Source organism: Rhodococcus sp. IEGM 1379 (assembly GCF_030056815.1).
GTDB lineage: Bacteria > Actinomycetota > Actinomycetes > Mycobacteriales > Mycobacteriaceae > Rhodococcus_F.
The window spans coordinates 1-1,190 of the sequence record NZ_JASHKR010000183.1; the positions used below are offsets into that span (position 1 = coordinate 1).

Annotated in this window: 1 protein-coding gene; it reads left to right on the top strand. The window is 62.9% G+C overall.

What is annotated here, in order from left to right:
• Positions 1–1,190: AAA family ATPase (locus QM600_RS29405; RefSeq protein ID WP_283265303.1), on the top strand; the 1,190-nt coding region annotated here is incomplete at both ends.

Genomic DNA, 1,190 nt, shown 5'->3' on the forward strand with positions numbered 1-1,190 from the left:
GAACGCCTCAAGGCTGTCCTCGACGACATCAAGAACAGTGCCGGACAGGTCATCACCTTCATCGACGAACTCCACACCATCGTCGGGGCGGGTGCCACCGGTGAATCCGCCATGGACGCCGGCAACATGATCAAGCCGATGCTCGCCCGTGGTGAGCTGCGGTTGGTCGGTGCCACCACACTCGAGGAATACCGCAAGTACATCGAGAAGGACGCCGCACTCGAGCGTCGTTTCCAGCAGGTACTGGTCGGTGAACCCTCGGTCGAGGACACCGTCGGCATCCTGCGTGGACTCAAGGAACGGTACGAGGTGCACCACGGTGTCCGGATCACGGACTCCGCGCTGGTAGCAGCGGCTTCACTGTCGGATCGCTACATCACCTCGCGCTTCCTTCCCGACAAGGCCATCGACCTCGTCGACGAGGCCGCGTCGCGTCTGCGCATGGAGATCGACTCGCGCCCCGTCGAGATCGACGAGGTCGAACGCATTGTTCGGCGTCTCGAGATCGAAGAGGTCGCACTCGAGAAGGAAACCGACGACGCATCCAAGGCGCGGCTGGACAAGCTGCGTCAGGAACTTGCCGACGACCGCGAAAAACTCAATCAGCTCAGCACTCGCTGGCAGAACGAGAAGCAAGCCATCGACTCGGTGCGCGGGCTCAAGGAACAGCTCGAAACCTTGCGAGGCGAATCCGAACGCGCCGAGCGTGACGGCGATCTGGGCAAGGCAGCAGAACTCCGATACGGCCGCATCCCGGCCTTGGAGAAGGAACTGGAAGAGGCAGCCCGGATTTCCGGCGCAGCTTCCGACGGTGATGTCATGCTCAAGGAAGAGGTCGGGCCCGACGACGTCGCAGACGTCGTCGCAGCCTGGACCGGTATTCCGGCCGGCCGGATGTTGGAAGGCGAAACAGAGAAGCTGCTTCGCATGGAATCCGAACTCGCCAAGCGTGTAGTCGGCCAGGTGGATGCAGTCACAGCGGTGTCCGACGCGGTTCGACGCGCACGCGCAGGTGTCGCCGACCCCAATCGGCCCACCGGTTCGTTCCTGTTCCTCGGCCCGACCGGCGTCGGTAAGACGGAGCTCGCCAAAGGATTGGCGGACTTCCTCTTCGACGACGAGCGGGCAATGATTCGCATCGACATGAGCGAATACGGTGAGAAGCACTCGGTGGCCCGACTCGTCGGTGC